The organism is Sphingomonas sp. SORGH_AS_0438, assembly GCF_031453475.1.
Taxonomy (GTDB): domain Bacteria; phylum Pseudomonadota; class Alphaproteobacteria; order Sphingomonadales; family Sphingomonadaceae; genus Sphingomonas.
In genome coordinates this window covers 871228-888849 of record NZ_JAVIZS010000001.1, presented here as the reverse complement: position 1 = coordinate 888849, position 17622 = coordinate 871228, and the positions used below count along the sequence as shown (strand labels likewise).

The following is a 17622-nucleotide window of genomic DNA, read 5'->3' as shown; positions in this document are numbered from 1 at the left end:
GACGCTCCCGATCCCTACGTTCCACACCGACGTTAGCGGGATCGATCAGTCGAGTTTCGCGACATTACCCCGGGCGGGGCAGGACGATCGAGCGTCGCTCAGTCCTGCGCGGCCGGACCCTCGGTCGACACCGGAATCTGGTGCACGGTCGCGGATTGCGAGGCGAGCAGATAGTCGGCGGTGGTCAGGAACGGGATCGGGTTGACCGCATGACCGTCGATCCGGACCTCATAATGGAGGTGCGGGCCGGTCGAACGGCCGGTCGAGCCCATCAGCGCGATCAGCTGGCCACGATGAACGCGGGCGCCATTCTGGACGATGATCTTGGACAGATGGCCGTAGCGGGTCGCGATGCCCTTGCCATGGTTGATCTCGACCATGTTGCCATAGCCGCCCAAGCGGTCGGCATGATCGACGATGCCATCGGCGGTGGCGTAGATCGGCGTGCCGGTCGGCCCCGGAATGTCGACGCCGGCATGCATCGCGGCGGTGCCCCGGAACGGGTCGCTGCGGATGCCGAAATTGCTGGTGAACTTCAGGCTGGTGACCGGCTGGACCGAGGGGATGGCGATGACGCCGTTGCCGCCCTGGTCCAGCTTCTTCCAGGTCTGGAACAGCGACTTGAACTGCGCATCCGCCTTGAGGTCGGCCAGCGCCTCGGCACTGGCGGCGGGGATGAAGGTGCCCCCCGAGGGCGGAGCCGACGGCGCGGCGGGCGCTTCGGCGGCATGGCCGGTGCCGGTGGCGGCGATGCCGAGCAGCGCGGCGATCATCATCGAACGGCGGGCACCGGCGCGAAGGACGGCGGCCGACAGAAGCGAATTGGTCATCGAACCCCAATGCGAAGCGCCGCGTCCGCGTTATCCCGCGAACCGGCTCGGAACACCTGAACGACTTGCAGCCCCACCGCTCGCCGAACACCCGCCTTGTGACCCGATGTATCAGCGCGCGGCAATAGGCCCGTAGAAGTCCCGCGTCAGACCGGCAGACTGGCGCGCCGAGTCGTTGAACGGAGGCTTAATCACACCGCGGAAAAATCTGCCTACCAGCCTTTGCCACTCCGGCGCGGGCGGAATGCCGGCATTCGCACAGAGATAGCCGAACCATTTCGCCCCGAATCCGACATGGCGAATCTCGTCGGTGTAGATGCGATGGAGGATTCGCGCCGAGGCCATGTCTCCCGCCGCCTCGAATCGCGCGACCGTTTCCGGCGTCACGTCCAGGCCGCGCGCCTCCAGCACCATCGGCACCACCGCCAGCCGCGCCGCCGGGTCATGCGCCGTCTCCGCCGCCGATTCCCACAAGCCGGCATGAGCCGGCAGCGCGCCGTACTGGCTGCCGAGCGCCTTCAGCCGGCGATCGAGAACGGCGAAATGCATCGCCTCGTCCGCGCCGACCGACAGCCAGTCGTCGACATAGGTGCGCGGGAACTGCGCGCCGAACCGCCCCGCCGCGTCGAAGGCCAGGTCGATGGCGGAGAATTCGATATGGGCCAATGCGTGGAGCAGCGCGATCCGCCCCCGCTCCGATCCACCGCGCCCGCGCTTGGGCATCCGGTTCGGCGGCAGCAGTTCGGGCCGGGCGGGCCGCGCCGGCTGGTCGGGCATCGCCACGTCGAACCGCGCCGCCAGATCCCCGCGCTTCCACGCCCGCGCCGCCGCGCGCGCCAGCCGCACCTTGTCGCGCGGTTCGGCCGCATCCAGCACCTGGCGACAGGCGGCGGCGATCGTCGTCATGCGGAGGCGGCCAGGTCGCGCGCCGCCGCCAGTACCGCCTCGGCATGGCCGGGCACCTTCACCTTGCGCCATTCGCGCACCAGCATGCCGTCCGCGTCGTACAGGAAGGTCGCGCGCTCGATGCCCATGTACGTCTTGCCGTAGAGCTTCTTCTCGCCCCATACACGGAATGCCTCGCAGGCGACGCCGTCGGGATCGCTGGCCAGTTCCACCGCCAGGCCATGTTTGGCGGTGAATTTGGCATGGGCGGCCAGACTGTCCTTCGACACGCCGATCACACGGACACCCGCCTGGGCGAAGTCCGCCGCCAGCGCGGTGAAATCCTGCGCCTCGCGCGTGCAGCCGGACGTATCGTCCTTGGGATAGAAATAGACGACGAGCGGCACGCCGACTCGGTCGAGCGCGATCGGCCCGTCCTGCCCCTCCACCGTCACCGCCGGAATCTTGGTCATGCGATCGTCTCCCACCAGGTCGCGACCTCCTGCCGTGCGACCGCCATCTCCGCAACCATGTGCGCCCAGTCGTCGCAGCCGACTGCACGGGCGATCAGCGCGCGGGTCGCCTCCGCCGGCTCGGCCGCGTCGGGCGCCACCAGTCGCATCGTGATCAACAGCCGGGCGAGCAGGCGATAGGCGGCGGGCAGGTCCTCCGGCGCGAGGCCGGCCGCGACCATCCGCTCCACCGCGCGGCCCAGATTGGGGTCGAACCCGTCATGACGCAGCAACTGGCGGGCATGGAGCGCGAACTCCAAGTCGACCAGCCCGCCCGGCAGCAGCTTGACGTCGAGCGGCCCCGCCGCCGGCTTGTGCCGTGCCATCTCCGCGCGCATCGACCGGGCCTCGTCGACCACGTCGCGGGTCGGTCGATCCCCGGCGAGCACCGCGTCGATGATCGCCTGGGTCGCGGCGCGGGCGGCGGGGGAACCGAACGCCGGCCGGGCGCGGGTCAGCGCCATATGCTCCCAGGTCCAGGCCTCCTCGCGCTGATACCGGGCGAAGCTGTCGAGCGACACCGCCAGCGGCCCCTGCCCGCCCGAGGGCCGCAGACGTGTATCGACCGGATAGAGCGGCCCCGCCGCCGTCGGCACAGAGAGCGCCGCCGTCATCCGGCTGGCCAGGCGATTGTAATAGAGGGTCGCGCCGAGCGGCTTGGGCCCATCGGACTCGGCCCAGAAATCGCCGGTGAACAGATAGACCAGGTCGAGGTCCGAGGCATGGGTCAGCACGCCGCCGCCGAGACGACCGAGCGCCAGCACCACGAACTCGCTGTCCGGAACCGCCCCATGCGCACGGGCGAACTCCGCGATGGTCGCTTCCGCCAGGACCTGGACCGCCGCCTCGGCGACGCGCGCATAGCCTGCGCCCACCGCCAGCGGATCGGCCGCGCCCGCGACGATCTGTGCGCCGAGCGCGAAGCGGGTCTCCCCGACCACGCGGCGGACATGGTCGAGCCGCTGCTGGTAATCGCCGACATCGCCGCCGCGCATCGCCTGGGCCAGGGCCGCGACATCGCCGACCTCGTCGAGCGCGGAGGCGTCGATCAGTCCGTCGATCAGCGCGGGCCGGCGCGCCAGTTCGTCGGCCAGCGGCACGGCATGGGCCAGGATGCGGGCGAGCAGGTCGGCCAGCCCCGGCCGCGCCTCCAGCAGTCGGAAGATGTTGATGGCGCTCGACATATGTTCGAACATGCCGTCCAGCTTGCGGAGCGCCGCATTGGGATCGGGGGCATGGCCGATCGCCTCGACCAGGGTCGGCAGCACCGCCTCCAGCGCGTCGCGCGCCGCGGCGCTGCGCAGCGACGGGTAGAGGCCGGACCGCCATGCCGTGATGCGCTGCGCCGCGGCCGCGCCGTCGCTGAACCCATATGCGGCCAACGCCGCGCTCAATCCCTGCGGATCGCGCGACAGGCCGGCACGCTTGGCATCGTCGAGCGCGTCATAGACCCGGCCGACCCGCTGCACCGAGGGGCGAAGCTGGTCGAGCAGCGCGGCTCCATCCGCCAGCCCGTGCAACTGCGCGACCGCGTCCAGGCCCTCGCCCGAGGGCAGGCGATGCGTCTGCCGATCGTCGATCATCTGGACGCGGTGCTCGATCGTGCGGAGCAGCGTATAGGCCTCGGCCAGCGCCTGGGCGTCACTCACCTCGATCCAGCCGGCGATCGCCAGTTCGGTCAGCGCGTCGCGCGTCGCCGGCGCGCGGAGCACGGGGTCGCGGCCGCCATGGATCAGCTGGTGGATCTGCGCGAAGAACTCGATCTCGCGAATGCCGCCGCGCCCGCGTTTCAGATCATAGCTGGGACCGAAGGCCTGTCCCTGCGCATGATGATCGCGGATACGGTGCGACAGCGCCCGAATCTCCCCGACCGCGCCGAAGTCGAGCGTCCGCCGCCAGACGAACGGCCGGATCGAATCGAGGAAACGCCGGCCCAGCGCCACATCCCCCGCCGCCGCCCGGGCGCGGATGAAGGCGGCCCGCTCCCAGGTCAGCGCCTGGCTCTCATAATAGGCGATCGCGCCGCCGACCGGGATGGCGATCGGCGTCACTTCCGGCGAGGGCCGCAGCCGGAGGTCGACGCGCAGCACATAGCCGTCACCGTCGCGGGCCTGGAGCAGCTCCACCGCGCGCCGCGCGATCCGCACCGCCGCCTCTTCCGGCTCCTCGCGGGTGCGGCGGGGCAGCGTCGCCGGGTCGAAGATCAGGATCGGGTCGATGTCGGAGGAATAATTGAGCTCGCGGCTGCCCTGCTTGCCCAGGGCGATGGCGGCGAAGCCGATCGGCTCGGCATCCGGATAGCGTTCGGCGATGGCCGCACGAATCGCCCGGTCGAGCGCGGCATCCGCGAAATCGGTCAGCGCGGCCGTGACCGAAGTCAGGTCGAGCGCGCCGGCCAGATCGCCGAGCGCCACCTGCAAGGCCAGCGCCCGCCGTTGCCGCCGCAATGCCTGCGCGACGGGCCGGTCCGGGTCGTAGGCGAGCAGAGCCGGGTCGAGCCGACCGGACGCCGCCGCCTCCGCGATCGCCGGCTCGCGATCCGCCAACAGGGCGAGGAAGGGAGAGTGACGGCGCGCCCGCTCCAGGGCGAGCGGCAGGCGGGGATCGTTGGCGATCAGCGGCAGCGATTCGAACATCGCCCCCGACCTGACACAGATCGCAACGAAGACCCACTCCGCACGTTGTGATGGCATGATGTCCACCAGTTCCTTGCTCGCGGAAACCAGCGGCGGCGAACAGATCGTTCGGCGGCCCCGCCCGGCCGACGCGATCGGTGCCGCGTTGCGCGACGCCTATGGCGGGACGGTCGCAACGCCGGAGGACATGCTGCGCCTGTTGCGACGGCTGAATGGCAGCACGCGGCTGAATAGCTGACGTGACTTGCCTAGCGCAGTGTAGGTTAGCAGCTTGAACGGACGGTAATTGCCCCTACCCGTCGCCACTTTTGACGTTGAAAATGCGTGAACGCGCATCGCCACCAAGCTCCTGTTCTCGCAGGAGCAATGGAAGCGACCGCTATATTAGATAGTATCAGCCGGCGAAACCAAACCGGCCGTATACCCTCAACGTCCGCGGCTGAGGTGGTCCACATCGCCCATGATGGAGTCGAGCGCCGTCTTGTTCGGGTCGGTCTCATGATCCCGCCGCGACGGGAGCGCGCCCTCGCTCAGCAAGGCCTCCAGCGCGACGCGGCCACGCGCGACGCGGCTCTTGATCGTGCCGACCGCGACCTGACAGATCTCGGCTGCTTCCTCATAGGCAAAGCCGCCCGCACCGACCAGGATCAGCGCCTCGCGCTGCGGCTGCGGCAGATGCATCAGGGCGCGCTGCATGTCGCCTAGTTCGACATGGCGATCCTGGCTGGCAGGCGCGGCGAGGATGCGATCGGCGACCAGATCGTCCCACTCGCCCTTGAAGCGCGCACGCCGCATCTGCGACAGGTACAGATTGCGCAGGATGATGAAGGTCCAGGCGCGCATGTTGGTGCCGGCCTGGAAGCGCTTGCGTGCCGCCCACGCCTTGAGCAGCGTCTCCTGCACCAGATCGTCGGCGAGATCGCGGCTGCCGGACAGCGACCGTCCAAAGGCGCGCAGGTGCGGAATGACCTGCGCCAGCTGCGTCTTGAATTCCGGGTCGGACAGCGAAACATGCTCGACCGGAGCCTCCATGGGCTCGGGAGCATCGTCGTCGCGCAGCATCGCTTGAGTCATTCGTATCCGATCTTAGAGCTCGGCACGGTTCCCCGCCCCGGCAGAAAATAGTCATCACGATCCGACTTTACCAGCCGGGGGCCATATTTAGCGGAAAACGATCACTGCGAAGATCACGATCACCAGCGCCAGCGAAATCGGCAGGATGTACCGCGTCATATGCGGGGTGGATCCGGCGCGCGCCTCTTCGGTGCTGACATGGATGCGGTCTTCGGGATCGGCCATGATGATAAAACCCCTTCGGATCGTTTTGGCTCCGTAACCCTTCCACCTTTTCCGCGTCATCGGGGCGGACGCTGCCGCCCGCCCCGATGGGATTACGGTCAGGCCGGCACGGTCGACTGGTCGAAGAACAACGCCTGGCTGATCGCCGCCTTGACGGTCGAGCGCTGGAACGGCTTGGTGATGAGGAAGGTCGGCTCCGGCCGCTCGCCGGTGAGCAGACGCTCCGGGAAGGCAGTGATGAAGATCACCGGCACCTCGAACTCGGCCAGGATGTCCTTGACCGCATCGATACCCGAGCTGTCGTCGGCCAGCTGGATGTCGGCGAGCACCAGGCCCGGCCGATCCTCCATCGCCAGACCGACCGCCTCGTCGCGGGTGACGGCGACGCCGGTCACGTCATGACCCAGGTCGCGGACGATCGTCTCGATATCCATCGCGATGATCGGCTCGTCCTCGATGATGAGCACGCGGGCGCGGGTCTGCTGCTCGATCTCGGCCAGCGCCTCGGACACGAGACGCTCGACCTCGTCGGTCTCGACATCGATCAGATAGGCCGCGTCCTCGGGTGTGAAGCCCTCCATCGCGGTGAGCAGCAGCGCCTGGCGCGACAGCGGCGTCATTCGGGAGAGGCGCGCGCGGGTCACCGCCTCGGCGCCGATCGCCTCCGGCTCGTCGCCGAGGTCATCGTAATTGGCCGAGGACCAGATGCCCTGGAACATCCGGTAGAGGCCGAGACGCGGATCGACATCCCGCGGAAACTGGTCGGGCGCCGCGACGATCGCCTCCAGCGTGGCGCGGACATATTGGTCGCCATGGGTCTGGCTGCCGGTCAGCGCCCGGCCGTAGCGCCGCAGGAAAGGAAGGTGCGGTGCGAGTTGCTGTCCAAGCGACATGAGCGTTAAAAACTCCCTGGAGACTGATCGGCCCTTCTGTGCACGAAGGGTATGCTGTGGCAATGGTGTGGCGAACGTCCGACTTTTTCGGAACGCTGTTGGAACCATCGAGAGCATGTTTGGTTTCACGGCGATGTTGAACCATTGCCGACATTTCGGCACGTCGCTGCACGCCCCTCGGTTTGAGCGGGCTTAGGGGGAAGTTTTCGGGTTGGGTCAGGATAGCGAGAAGCCGGCTGCGATGCGGGACACCATTCAGCAAGAGGGCGTGCGTCGCACCCCCGCCGATGCCCGCGCGACCGGCCGGACGACCGGTCGTGCCGCACAGCCGGACGAGACCAAAGATCGCGAGATGGGTACGGCGTTGCGCTCGGTCTATCAGCGGACCGTCGAGGAACAGATTCCGGACGACCTGCTCGACCTGCTCGGCAAGCTGTCCTAACGCCGGGCAATGCCCGATCCCACACTTGCGGTCTCGACACTTCCGCCGACGCAAACCGACACCGCCGAAGCCCCGAACGCCGAACCGGCTCTGCCCGGTGAGGGGCATCGGTTCGGCCGCTTGCCGACCGGGGCGAAGCTCTTCCTGATCCTCAGCGGTGCGTTGCTGCCGCTGGCGCTGATCGCGGTCGTCGCAACGCTCCAGATCACGCGACTGACCGATGCTGAGGCGCGCTCGCGCCTGCGCATCGCCGCCAATGAAAGCGCGCGCGCCATCGCCGTCGAACTGGTTGGCGACATGAACGCGTTGCGGGTCGCGGTGAACGCGCTCGGCGCCGATCCCGCCGACGCGCCGAGCTGCGCAAGGGCGCAAGGCGTCTTCGCCCAACAGGCCTCAGCCGGCGCGCGATTCGAGATCGCCGATCGCCAGGGTCGCCTGCTCTGCGGCGAGCACATGCCCCAGCCGGTCGACATGGAAGCGGACGAACCGGTCAACGCCGCCGTCCTGCCCGGCAAGGGGCTGATCCTGTCGCTGACCGGCGGCCGGTCGGACGTCACGGCCCGCGCCTTCTTCCCGCAAAGCTTCCTGCGCAAGCTCGGCCGGCCGACCAGCCGCGCGACCATCTTCTCCAGTGAGATGCTGCTCGACGACCAGACGCTGGCGCTGGAGCCGGCGCCGGGTGATGGGGCGTTTCAGCGGCGGGAGGAATTGCGCACACCGCTCGGCATCGCCGACCTGGAACTGCGTACCCGGATGCCCAGTGCGCCGGTCACCTCCTCGCTGATCGTCGCGCTGCTGTTGCCGCTGCTGATGTGGGCGGCGGCGGCGGGGATCGCCTGGCTGGTCGTCGACCGGCTGCTGCTGCGTCCCTTGCGACAGTTGCGCGCCAGCGTCGCTGCCTATGTGCCGGGCGAGGTGATTGATTCGCGCGCGACCAGCCTTCCCGCGCCGGAGATCCGCGAGCTCGGCGAGACCTTCCGCTCGATCAGCCAGACGGTGGCCGATCACGAAGCGGGTTTGGAGGAGGGATTGCGCCGCCAGACCAAGCTGACGCGCGAGGTCCATCACCGGGTGAAGAACAATCTTCAGGTGATCTCCAGCCTGATCGCCTTCCATGCACGCGGCGCGCGGAGTCCGGACGCGACTGGCGCCTATGCCTCGATCCAGCGCCGGGTCGATGCGCTGGCGGTCGTCCATCGCCATCATTTCGCGGAGATGGAGGTCAATCGCGGCCTGAACCTGCGCACCATGGTCGGCGAACTCGCCTCCAACATCCGCGCCACCGCGTCGGAACGGGCCCATGCGATCGGCATCACGCTGGATGTCGACGCCTTTCTGGTCAATCAGGACGTGGCGGTCGCCCTGGCGTTCCTCATCACCGAGATGATCGAGCTGGCGACGAGCTGCGACCCCGCCGCACAGATCCGTGTTTCGATCAAGCCCGACGAGCAGGCGGAGCGCGCCGTGCTCCGCGTCGTGTCGCGGGCGCTGGTCGATGGCGACCTGCTGCGCGAGTTGGCGAGTACCCGCTATGGCCGGGTGATGGAGGGGCTCTCGCGCCAGCTCCGCTCGAAGCTCCACCACGACCCGCTGACCGGGGCCTATGAAATCGCCTTTTCCGTCACCGGACGCGACTGAAAAAACTTCGCGCGACCATGGAACCGGCCGGACGGAGGCGGGTTTTACAGCACGGATCGCGACCTTATGCCCCCCCGCTCTCGCGGTCCACGACATAGGCCTGAAGGCGTCACCCCCCCCCCCCCGGTGACGCTTTCAGGCCTTTAACGTTTTCAGGCATCCCCAATCTTCTTCCAGTCAGCGTATCGGCCATATCGTTTGCGGAACGAAAAAGCCGGCGGATCATTGCGTTATCGGCATCTACATACTGGAGGTTCTTATGCGTAAACTGGTTGGTCTCGCCATCGTCGCTAGCGCGTTGCTCGTCTCGGCCTGCAACACGATCGAGGGCGCCGGCAAGGATGTGAGCTCGGCGGGCAAGACCGTCGCCAAGACGGCCGACGACGCCAAGTAAACGCTAAGGCGACATGACAGGAGCCTCCGAGCCCGCCAGGGTTCGGAGGCTCCTTGCGTTTCCGGCTCGGCTCCATCACCCCCGCGACATTATTTCTGAAAGGCTAGGCCGAATGACCACCGACGGACGCCGGATCGAACAGGGCGGACTGATCCTGTTCCTGGTGCTTGCCACCATCGGGCTGTTGCTGATCGTCTCCAGCTTCATTGGCGCACTGCTCTGGGCCGCGTTGGCGGCGCTGCTGTTCCAGCCGCTATTCCAGCGCCTTCTGCGCCGCTGGCCGGAACGGCGGACGATGGCGGCAGCGGTATCGCTGCTCATCATCACCGTGGCGGTCGTCATCCCCGCGCTGATCGTTGCCAGCCTCGTCATCGACCAGTCGGTCGGCGTCTATGCGCAGATGCGCTCGGGCAATATCGATTTCGCGCTCTACTTCCACCAGGTCCATGACGCCCTGCCCGACCGTATCCAGAATCTGGTCGACCGGTCCGGCTTCGACAGTTTCGAACGGGTCCAGGCCAAGCTGTCGCAGGCGGTGAGCAGCAGCGTCAGCACCATCGCCCGTCAGGCGCTGTCGATCGGGGCCAATGCCGCCTCCTTCCTGCTGGCGTTCGGCGTCGGCCTCTACGTCACCTTCTTCCTGCTGCGGGACGGCGATTCGATCGGCCCGGCGGTGGTCCGCGCCCTGCCGCTCCGCCGCGACGTCGCCGAGCGGCTGAGCGACAAGTTCGTGGCCGTGGTGCGCGCCACGATCAAGGGATCGGGCGTCGTCGCGCTGGTGCAGGGCGCATTGGGTGCCGCGACCTTCTGGATCGTCGGCGTGCCGGCAGCCCTGCTCTGGGGCGTGCTGATGGCGATCACGGCACTGCTGCCGGCGGTCGGTCCGGCGATCATCTGGACGCCGGTCGCCATCTACCTGCTCGCCACCGGCGCGATCTGGCAGGCGGTGGTGGTGATCCTGTCGGGCGTGTTCGTGATCGGGCTGGCCGACAATATCCTGCGCCCGATCCTGGTCGGCCGCGACACGGGCCTGCCGGACTGGATGGTGCTGGTGACGACGCTGGGTGGCATCGACCTGATCGGCCTGAGCGGCATCGTGGTCGGGCCGCTGGCCGGCGCGCTGTTCATGACTGGCTGGCAGATCCTGACCGAGGACCGCCGCGCCGAGCCGGTGCGGGTGAATAGCGAGGCGGGCGGATGATCGCCGCCCCGCCCCTCAATCCTCCGCGCTTAGGGCGGCCCCCTCGCGCGCGCGGCGGCGCTCGGTGAACCAGATGCCGATGATCGCCAGCTCGTAGAGCAGGATCAGCGGCACGGCGAGCAGCACCTGGCTCATCAGGTCGGGCGGTGTCAGCACCGCCGCGATCGCCGTCGCGCCGACGATCGCATAGCGCCGCGCCTTGATCAGCCCCTGGCGCGAGACGATCCCGGCCCGCTCCAGCAGCATCAACAGCACCGGCAGCAGGAAGGACAGACCGAAGCCGAACAGGAATTGCATGATGAAGGACAGGTAGTTGCCGATCGCCGGCAGCGCCTCGCGCTTCACGCCGCCGACCACGCCGTCGAAGCCGAGCAGGAAGTGCAGCGCCATCGGAATGGCGACATAATAGGCCAACGCGGCCCCCAGCGCGAACAGCAGCGGCGTCGCGAACAGGAAGGGCAACAGCGCGCGCCGTTCCTTGCGGTACAGGCCCGGGGCGACGAACTGCCAGAGCTGATTGGCGATGATCGGAAAGGCGATCATCATCGCCGCGAAGAAGGCGACCTTCACCTGGACGAAGAAGGCCTCGAAAATCTCGGTATAGATCACTGTCCCCTGCCCCGCGCGCAGCAGCGGCTGGACCAGGAAGGCGAAGATGCGGTCGGCAAAATAGAAGGAGATGGCAAAGGCCACCGCCAGTGCCGCGATGCAATAGAGCAGGCGACGGCGCAGTTCGATCAGATGGTCGAGCAGCGGCGCGCGGCTGGCATCGACCTCGTCGAGATGTTCGGTATCGCTCACGACGCGGCCCCTTCGGACTTGCCGGGCGTCGGCGTCTCGGCCGGCGCGACCTGAGGCTTCTCAACCATCACCGGCGCGGCATGGCCGTACGGGTCGTCCTGCGGCGGCGAGGCGTGGCTCACCTCCCCCGGCGCATCGGGCATCGGATCGGCCGGGGGCGGTGCGGGATGTTCGCGCATGATGCGCTCATTCTCCGCCGCCCAGCGCTTCTCCATCTCCTCCAGCTCGGCCTCGCGGACCATCTGGTCGAAGCCCGAGCGAAACTGGCGGGCGACGCCGCGCGCGCGGCCCACCCAATAGCCGACCACCCGCATCGCCTTGGGCAGGTCCTTGGGACCAATCACCACCAGCGCCACGATGGCCACGAGCATCAGCTCGGTCGGCGCGATATCGAACATTCAGCCGCGCCCCAGCGGAGAGGACAATATCAGCGGTCGTCGCGCAGCGTATCGCGGGTGCGATTGCCGTCCGGGTCGAAGGCGGGCTCCGCCTTGCTTTGCGCCTCGATGCGCTTGGCGGGCTTGGAGGTATCGTCCTCCTCGGCCATGCCCTTCTTGAAATTCTTCACACCCTTGGCGACATCGCCCATCAGGTTCGAAAATCGCCCGCCGCCCAAGAGCAGGATGGCGACGACGGCAAGAACGAGCAGATGGATCGGGCTGAAGCTGCCCATTGGCTTAACTCCTGAAGACACCCTGCATCTAAGCGCTATCGCCGGGCTTTTCCAGCCGCTCCGTGGAAAGATCGACCGGATCAAGCAGACCGGCCGCGCGCAGATCGTCGATCCCCGGCAGATCGCGCCGGCTGGCCAGGCCAAAATGGGTCAGGAAGGTCGGCGTGGTGGCATAGGTCAGCGGTCGGCCCGGCACCTCGCGGCGGCCGGCGGGGCGAATCCAGCCCGCCTCCAGAAGCACGTCCAGCGTGCCCTTGGAAATCTGCACGCCGCGGATCGCCTCGATCTCCGCGCGGGTGGTCGGCTCGTGATAGGCGATGATCGCCAGCGTCTCGACCCCCGCCCGCGACAGCGACCGCCGCTCCTCGCTGGTGCGGCGGAGCAGATGGGCGAGATCGGCCGCCGTCTGGAACAGCCAGCGGTCGCCGCGCCGGACCAGCTGGATGCCGCGTCCCGCATAATCGGCCTGCAATTGCGCCAGCGCCGGGCGGGGGTCCGCCGCCACATGGGCGCGGATCGCCTCGACGGTCAGCGGCGTCTCGGCGGCGAACAGCACCGCCTCCACGGCGCGGACCAAAGCGTCGGGCGGGGTCATGCCGGCGCCCGGAGGTAGAGCGGCGCGAACGGCGCGGCCTGGCGCAACTCGACCCGCCCCTGCCGCGCCAGTTCCAGCGCCGCGAGGAAGCTCGATGCGATCGCTGATCGCCGCAACGCCCCGGCCGAAGGCGGCAGGAAGCTTTCCAGCGCGCGCCAGTCGAGCGTCACGCCGAGCAGCGCCGACACCCGCTCCAGCGCCGCCTCCAGCGTCATCACCTGCCGGTCGGCAACGACATGGAAGACCGGCCGGGTGCGCGCCGACACCCGGCCATAGGCGGCGATCAGTTGATAGAGGTCGACCTGCCAGTCGGCGCGGCGATCGGTGCGCAGCCCCTCCGGCATCCCCCGGGCGAAGACGTCCCGACCCAGCCGGTCGCGCGCGACCAGCCGCGCCCCCGCCTCGCGCATCGCGTCCAGCCGTTCGAGCCGCATCTGGAGTTGCAGCGCCAGCAGTTCCGGATCGGGGTCCGGATCGGCCTCGCGGGGCAGCAGCAGCGCGGACTTGAGATAGGCCAGCCACGCCGCCATCACCAGATAATCGGCGGCCAGCTCCAGCCGCAACGCCGCCGCCCGCGCGACGAAGGCGAGATATTGCTCGACCAGCGCGAGGATCGAGATGCGGCGCAGATCGACCTTCTGGCTTCGCGCGAGATTGAGCAGCAGGTCGAGCGGCCCCTCCCAGCCATCGAGGTCGAGGGTCAGTTGCTCCGGTTCGGCCACCGCCCGGTCACGCCGCCGCGAGCAACACGTCGCGCTCGGCGATCAGCGCGGCCATGTCGCCCTGCCCCGGAGCCGGCATCGCCTCGGCCAGGCGCCGCATCGTCGCCGGACCGGCGGGAGGCAGGTCGGCCGCCAGTTCCGCCCATTGCTCCGGTGTCGCCGCGCAGCACAGCGCCAGATCGCACCCTGCCCCGATCGCGGCCCCGGCCCGCGCGCGCAGGTCGCCGTTCAGCGCGCCCATGTGCAGATCGTCCGACAGCAACAGGCCCTGAAAGCCCAGCCGCTCGCGAATGACGGTCCGGACGATCGTCGGCGACAGCGTCGCCGGTCGTGCGTCGTCCCAGACCGGGTAGAGTGCATGGGCCGTCATTCCGGCCTTGGCGATCCTTGCCAGCGTGCGGAAGGGCGAGAGATCGGCGGCCAGCGAATCGTCATCGGCCTCCACCACCGGCAGTGCATGATGCGGATCGCAGGTCGCGCGGCCATGGCCGGGCCAGTGCTTGACGATCCCGGTGACGCCGCCCGCCGCCAGTCCGTCGAGCATCGCGCGGCCGAGCGCGGCGACCTGCATCGGCTCCGCGCCTAGGCATCGCTCGGCCAGTGCCGCCGTTGCGCCGGACCGGGCGAGATCGAGCACCGGCGCGGCGTTCATCGTGATCCCGCCCTCCGCCAGCATCCGCCCGACCGCCTGGCCCTGCGCACGCAGCGCCCGGATCGCGGTCATTGGCGCCCGGACATAGGCATCGGCGAAGCGGGCGGCAGCCAGCGTCTCCGGCCAGTGTGGCGGCCGCAGGCGCGCGACCGGCCCGCCCTCCTGGTCGATCAGGATCGCGAGGTCGTCGCGCCCGCTCAGGTCACGCAGATCGTCGGTCAGCGCGCGAAGCTGCACGGGATCGACGATGTTGCGCGCGAACAGGATGAACCCGGCCGGCGCGACCCGGCGGACCGCCGCGCGCTCCGCCGGCGTCACCTGCGGACCGGTCAGACCGACGATGATCGGCGTCATCGCTCCGCCCCCGATCAGCTCGCGACGAAACAGCTTTCGCCCGCGACCTTCAACCGGCCGCAGAGCTGCGCCGCCTGGTTGGCGCTGCCCGCATTGACGCGCAGGCGATAGAGCGTCTTGCCGTCCTTCGCGACCGGCTGCACCACCTTGCCCAGCGGCGCGAGATAGCTGAACCGCTTGGTGAAGCGGTCCCAGGCCGCATTGGTCAGGCTTTCCGAGGGATAGGCGCCGAGCTGCACCAGCGATCCGCCCGGCGCGGGGCCGGCGGGGGCCGGACGCTCGCTCATCGGCGTGGCGGCGACCAGCTTGCCGGCGGGCGCGGGAATGGCGGCGCTGGCGCTGCGGCCCGCTGCCACGCCCGGGGTCGGGCTTGCCGACGCGGCGGGCGTCGCCGTCACCGGCGCCTCGGGGATCGCGCTCAGGTCGATCGCGCCGGTGCCGGCCGCCTTGCCGTCGCTGGTCGCGACTGCGGCATCGCCCTCGCCCTCCACCTTCAGGCCGCCGGGTTCGACCGGCTTGACCTTATAGGGATTGGGCTCGGCCGCGATCAGCTCGCCATTGCCGCCCGCCGTGCGGTGCCAGATATTGACCACGGCAAAGGCGATGCCCGCGACCACCACCAGCACCAGCACCACATAGGCGACGAAGCGTAGGATCGACGATCCCTCCTCCTCGTCGGGATCGACGGTCTCCAACCAGGGCAGCCGGTCCTCGTCGCGCAGCGATAGGTGGTCGACCATAAATCAGTTCATCTCCGACACGGCTTCGACGCCCATGATCGCCAGGCCATTGTGGATGATCTGCCCGATTCCGGCCGCCAGGAAAAGCCGCGCGCGCGTCGCCTCGGCATCCTCCACCACCAGGAAGCGGCGATCCGGCCGATCATTGCCGACATTCCATGCCGCGTGGAAGGCGGCGGCGAGGTCGTAGAGGTAGAAGGCGATGCGATGCGGCTCGCGAGTCGCCGCCGCCGTCTCGACGATGCGCGGGAATTGCGCGGCCAGCTTGACCAGCGCCAGCTCCTCCGCGTCGAGCCGCGAAAGATCGGCCTCGCCACCGGTGATCCCCGCCTCGGCGGCACGACGATGCAGCGAGGCGATGCGCGCATGGGCATATTGCACGTAGAAGACCGGATTGTCCTTCGACGCCTCGACGACCTTGGCGAAGTCGAAATCCATCTGCGCATCGGCGCGCCGGGTCAGCATGGTGAAGCGCACCACGTCCTTGCCGACCTCGCGCACCACATCGGCGAGCGTGACGAAATTGCCGGCGCGCTTGGACATCTTGACCGGCTCGCCGCCGCGCAGCAGCCGCACCATCTGGATCAGCTTGACGTCGAAGCGGGTCTTGCCGCCGGTCAGCGCCGCGACCGCCGCCTGGATGCGCTTGACGGTGCCGGCATGGTCCGCGCCCCAGATGTCGATCAACTGGTCGGCGGATTGCGCCTTCTGGTAATGATAGGCCAAGTCCGCGCCGAAATAGGTCCAGCTGCCGTTCGACTTCTTGATCGGCCGGTCCTGGTCGTCGCCGAACGCGGTCGAGCGGAACAGCGGCAGTTCCACCGGCTCCCAATCCTCGGGCGTCTCGCCCTTGGGCGCTTCCAGCACGCCGTCATAGACGAGATCGCGCGCGCGCAGCTCGGCCTCCGCCGCCTCGGGCTTGCCGGCGGCCTGCAACTCGGCCTCGGAGGAGAACAGGTCGTGATGGATGCCGAGCAAGGCCAGATCGGCCTTGATCAGTTCCATCATCGCCGCGACGGCGCGGGTGCGGAACAGCGCCAGCCACTCCCCCTCGGGCGCGGCGGCATAGCGATCGCCGAATTCGGCGGCCAGCGCCTCGCCGACCGGGACCAGATAATCGCCCGGATAAAGCCCCTCGGGGATGGTCACCGACTGGCCCAGCGCTTCCAGATAGCGGCAATGCACCGAGCGGGCGAGCACATCGACCTGGCCGCCGGCATCGTTGACATAATATTCGCGGATCACCTTATGCCCGGCGAACTCCAGCAGGCTGGCGAGCGCATCGCCCACCACCGCGCCGCGGCAATGGCCCATGTGCATCGGCCCGGTCGGGTTGGCGGAGACATATTCGATATTGACGGTGACGCCATGGCCCGTGGTCGAGCGGCCATAGTCCGCGCCCCCCGCATGGACGGCGGCGAGTTCGTCGCGCCAGCTGTCGTCGGTCAGCACCATGTTGATGAAGCCCGGCCCGGCGATGTCGACGCGCGCCACCTCGGGCAGCTTGCGCAGCTCGGTCGCCAGCGCTTCCGCCAGGTCGCGCGGCTTCGCGCCCGCCGCCTTGGCCAGCACCATCGCCGCATTGGTCGCGAGATCGCCGTGCGAGGCGTCGCGCGGCGGCTCCACCGTCACGTTGCGGCGGTCGATCCCGCCGGGCAGCACGCCAGCAGCGGTCAGGGTGTCGAGCGCGGCATCGATATGGGCGGCGAAGCGGGTGTAGAGCGTCATGGTCGTCCGATACTGGGTGGAGTCCCAGCCCTTAACGCCAAAGCCCGGCGGGCTCAAACGCTGTTGCATTTCCTGCAACCAAGCGCGGAGCCTTTGCAGTTGCGGATATGCTGCGTTGCAATAATTTAGTCGTCAACGGTCACGCGGCGGACAAGACGCTCTTCCGCCCTTCTCCAACGGGACAGACATCATGCGCAAGATCAGCATCTTCGCCGCGGTTGCGGCTACCTTCACCGCGTCGGTCGCCTTCGCCGCGCCGCAGGAGCACCGCTTCACGCATGAGGGTCAGACCTATATCTACACCGCCGACGAGGATCATGGCGCCAAGGTCATCTCCGGCCACCGCGTCGAGGACGGCAAGTCGTTCCGCCTGGTCGTCCGTAACGGTCGCGTGACCGGCCGTTCGGGCGAAGCCCCGGTCGCCTTCCGCGTCGCCGATGCGGCGGGCGCCGCGAAGGACGCCAATACGGCGCTCTGATCTTCGCGATCTCGTATCGCATGCCGCCAGCGTATCAGGTGGCATGGGCAAAAGGGGGCTGCCGGGTGACCGGCGGCCTCTTTTTTTGCCTGGATGATTGCGTTCGCGAGGGGTCGCGATGAGGATTAGGCTCGTGGAGAGGCGCAGAG

At 68.6% G+C, this 17622-nt stretch carries 21 protein-coding genes; 6 read left to right on the top strand and 15 right to left on the bottom strand.

Annotated elements, in window-relative coordinates; all coding sequences use genetic code 11:
- Positions 1–98 precede the first annotated feature (98 nt).
- From QE452_RS04350 to QE452_RS04335, 4 genes are all read right to left on the bottom strand, one after another.
- Positions 99–830: a M23 family metallopeptidase gene (locus tag QE452_RS04350; protein WP_405052730.1), complete on the bottom strand. Its 732-nt coding sequence runs from the start codon at positions 828–830 to the stop codon at positions 99–101.
- A 111-nt stretch (positions 831–941) separates the two neighbouring features.
- Complete coding sequence (locus QE452_RS04345) at positions 942–1736, bottom strand: ferritin-like domain-containing protein (protein WP_309659867.1); 795 nt, start codon at positions 1734–1736, stop codon at positions 942–944.
- Positions 1733–2188 carry a peroxiredoxin gene (locus QE452_RS04340; RefSeq protein ID WP_309659868.1) on the bottom strand — a complete coding sequence of 152 codons (456 nt, stop codon included), beginning with the start codon at positions 2186–2188 and terminating at the stop codon, positions 1733–1735. The genes QE452_RS04345 and QE452_RS04340 overlap by 4 nt, the downstream gene beginning before the upstream one ends.
- On the bottom strand, positions 2185–4863 hold the full coding sequence (locus QE452_RS04335; protein WP_309659869.1) for a bifunctional [glutamine synthetase] adenylyltransferase/[glutamine synthetase]-adenylyl-L-tyrosine phosphorylase: 2679 nt from the start codon (positions 4861–4863) through the stop codon (positions 2185–2187). Before QE452_RS04335 ends, QE452_RS04340 begins: the two co-directional genes overlap by 4 nt.
- On the opposite strand from QE452_RS04335, the gene QE452_RS04330 reads away from it, so the two are divergent.
- On the top strand, positions 4835–5101 hold the full coding sequence (locus QE452_RS04330) for a hypothetical protein (RefSeq protein WP_309659870.1): 267 nt from the start codon (positions 4835–4837) through the stop codon (positions 5099–5101). The two genes, QE452_RS04335 and QE452_RS04330, sit on opposite strands and share 29 nt — an antisense overlap.
- A 188-nt stretch (positions 5102–5289) precedes the next feature.
- Here QE452_RS04330 and QE452_RS04325 read toward each other — a convergent pair whose 3' ends face one another.
- From QE452_RS04325 to QE452_RS04315, 3 genes are all read right to left on the bottom strand, one after another.
- A complete protein-coding gene (locus QE452_RS04325; protein WP_125993894.1) occupies positions 5290–5937 on the bottom strand; it encodes a sigma-70 family RNA polymerase sigma factor in 648 nt (215 codons plus the stop codon).
- Positions 5938–6024: 87 nt separating this feature from the next.
- Positions 6025–6162, bottom strand: coding sequence for a hypothetical protein (locus QE452_RS04320; RefSeq protein WP_309659871.1), 138 nt, complete (start codon positions 6160–6162; stop codon positions 6025–6027).
- Between the two features lie 98 nt (positions 6163–6260).
- Positions 6261–7055: a response regulator gene (locus tag QE452_RS04315; RefSeq protein WP_309659872.1), complete on the bottom strand. Its 795-nt coding sequence runs from the start codon at positions 7053–7055 to the stop codon at positions 6261–6263.
- A gap of 241 nt (positions 7056–7296) precedes the next feature.
- Here QE452_RS04315 and QE452_RS04310 point away from each other — a divergent pair, with 241 nt between their 5' ends.
- From QE452_RS04310 to QE452_RS04295, 4 genes are all read left to right on the top strand, one after another.
- The gene (locus QE452_RS04310; protein ID WP_309659873.1) at positions 7297–7497 is read left to right on the top strand and encodes a NepR family anti-sigma factor; all 201 of its coding nucleotides are present in this window, start codon (positions 7297–7299) and stop codon (positions 7495–7497) included.
- Between the two features lie 9 nt (positions 7498–7506).
- Positions 7507–9135: a sensor histidine kinase gene (locus tag QE452_RS04305; protein ID WP_309729650.1), complete on the top strand. Its 1629-nt coding sequence runs from the start codon at positions 7507–7509 to the stop codon at positions 9133–9135.
- A gap of 259 nt (positions 9136–9394) precedes the next feature.
- A complete protein-coding gene (locus QE452_RS04300) occupies positions 9395–9529 on the top strand; it encodes an entericidin A/B family lipoprotein (protein WP_125993896.1) in 135 nt (44 codons plus the stop codon).
- A 112-nt stretch (positions 9530–9641) separates the two neighbouring features.
- On the top strand, positions 9642–10730 hold the full coding sequence (locus tag QE452_RS04295) for an AI-2E family transporter (protein ID WP_309659875.1): 1089 nt from the start codon (positions 9642–9644) through the stop codon (positions 10728–10730).
- Positions 10731–10745: 15 nt separating this feature from the next.
- Here the strand turns inward: QE452_RS04295 and tatC are convergent, their stop codons facing one another.
- From tatC to argS, 8 genes are read right to left on the bottom strand one after another with little or no spacing between them, the layout of a single operon-like run.
- Positions 10746–11531, bottom strand: a complete 786-nt coding sequence (gene tatC, locus QE452_RS04290) for a twin-arginine translocase subunit TatC (protein WP_309659876.1) — start codon at positions 11529–11531, stop codon at positions 10746–10748.
- Positions 11528–11929: a Sec-independent protein translocase protein TatB gene (tatB, locus tag QE452_RS04285; protein ID WP_309659877.1), complete on the bottom strand. Its 402-nt coding sequence runs from the start codon at positions 11927–11929 to the stop codon at positions 11528–11530. The genes tatC and tatB overlap by 4 nt, the downstream gene beginning before the upstream one ends.
- Before the next feature lie 29 nt (positions 11930–11958).
- Positions 11959–12204 (bottom strand): twin-arginine translocase TatA/TatE family subunit, encoded by a 246-nt coding sequence (locus QE452_RS04280; RefSeq protein ID WP_125993900.1) that lies wholly within the window; start codon positions 12202–12204, stop codon positions 11959–11961.
- Between the two features lie 28 nt (positions 12205–12232).
- On the bottom strand, positions 12233–12799 hold the full coding sequence (gene scpB / locus QE452_RS04275; protein ID WP_309659878.1) for an SMC-Scp complex subunit ScpB: 567 nt from the start codon (positions 12797–12799) through the stop codon (positions 12233–12235).
- Positions 12796–13521 (bottom strand): ScpA family protein, encoded by a 726-nt coding sequence (locus tag QE452_RS04270; RefSeq protein ID WP_309659879.1) that lies wholly within the window; start codon positions 13519–13521, stop codon positions 12796–12798. The genes scpB and QE452_RS04270 overlap by 4 nt, the downstream gene beginning before the upstream one ends.
- Positions 13522–13528: 7 nt before the next feature.
- Positions 13529–14527: a beta-N-acetylhexosaminidase gene (gene nagZ / locus QE452_RS04265; protein ID WP_309659880.1), complete on the bottom strand. Its 999-nt coding sequence runs from the start codon at positions 14525–14527 to the stop codon at positions 13529–13531.
- 14 nt (positions 14528–14541) lie between these two features.
- A complete protein-coding gene (locus tag QE452_RS04260) occupies positions 14542–15267 on the bottom strand; it encodes an SPOR domain-containing protein (protein ID WP_309659881.1) in 726 nt (241 codons plus the stop codon).
- A 3-nt stretch (positions 15268–15270) separates the two neighbouring features.
- Positions 15271–16995, bottom strand: a complete 1725-nt coding sequence (argS, locus tag QE452_RS04255) for an arginine--tRNA ligase (RefSeq protein ID WP_309659882.1) — start codon at positions 16993–16995, stop codon at positions 15271–15273.
- Between the two features lie 190 nt (positions 16996–17185).
- On the opposite strand from argS, the gene QE452_RS04250 reads away from it, so the two are divergent.
- The gene (locus QE452_RS04250; RefSeq protein WP_309659883.1) at positions 17186–17473 is read left to right on the top strand and encodes a hypothetical protein; all 288 of its coding nucleotides are present in this window, start codon (positions 17186–17188) and stop codon (positions 17471–17473) included.
- Positions 17474–17622 lie beyond the last annotated feature (149 nt).